Origin of the sequence: Exiguobacterium sp. B2(2022) (assembly GCF_028823655.1) — a bacterium.
Classification (GTDB): Bacteria; Bacillota; Bacilli; order Exiguobacteriales; family Exiguobacteriaceae; genus Exiguobacterium; species Exiguobacterium aestuarii_A.
On record NZ_JAPEHX010000132.1, the window covers coordinates 1 to 929 of the forward strand.

General features: G+C 46.8%; 1 protein-coding gene. It reads right to left on the reverse strand.

Annotated features, from left to right (window positions below):
• Positions 1-680, reverse strand: a 680-nt coding sequence (locus tag ON063_RS14660) for a TIGR01212 family radical SAM protein (protein ID WP_274665628.1), incomplete at its 3' end; no start/stop codon positions are given.
• Positions 681-929 lie beyond the last annotated feature (249 nt).

Below are 929 nucleotides of genomic sequence, written 5' to 3' on the forward strand. Positions count from 1 at the left end.
GTATGTTTCAAGACGTGAAGTAAATGGATCTTGATCCCTTGTATGTCCATTTTAGCAACTTCTCGGGCTGTGTCGAGCATCATCTCTAGTGTTTCACCGGGTAAACCGTTGATGATATGAACACAGACACGGATGTTGTGGCGCCGAAGTTTTGCAAGACCGCTCAAAAATGTCTCGTAGTCATGTCCGCGATTGATTTTTTTCGCCGTCGTGTCATGAATGGTCTGAAGGCCGAGCTCCACCCAAAGCGACGTACGTTCATTCAATTCTGCCAAATAGGCGACGACATCGTCTGGCAAGCAGTCCGGACGTGTCGCAATCGAGAGACCGACGACGCCTTCTTCTTGAAGTGCAGGTTCGTACAACTCACGTAACCGTTCGACCGGCGCGTACGTGTTACTGAATGCTTGGAAATAAGCGATGTAGTTGGCGTTCTTCCACTTTTGGTGAAGACGAGCCTTTACTTCGGCAAACTGAACGGGAATCGGATCGCAAGCATTTCCTGCAAAGTCACCACTCCCGTCGTCTGAACAGAACGTACATCCTCCCTTTGAGACGCGCCCGTCACGGTTCGGACAGGTGAATCCGCCATCGAGCGGGACTTTGAACACCTTTCCTCCATATTCTCGGCGATACGCCTCGTTCAACGTATGATATCGGTTTTGACCAAATGGATTCATTCAACATCTCTCCTTCCTTGCTCATGCTATCACAAATGAAAAATGACAAAACTTCATAATAAGTAATTTTTCTTGACACTTCTTTGGCATTCGTTTAGGTTTGATAAGGAAATCTTGTCGATTCGGCCATTTGTGCCGATTTTTTTTGATGTGAAAGAGGAATGAAAGGAGGACTTGGTGTGAACAATAAAATGCCAATTTCGGTATGGATTCTAGTCATTGCGATGGCGCTCAATACAACGGCGGCGT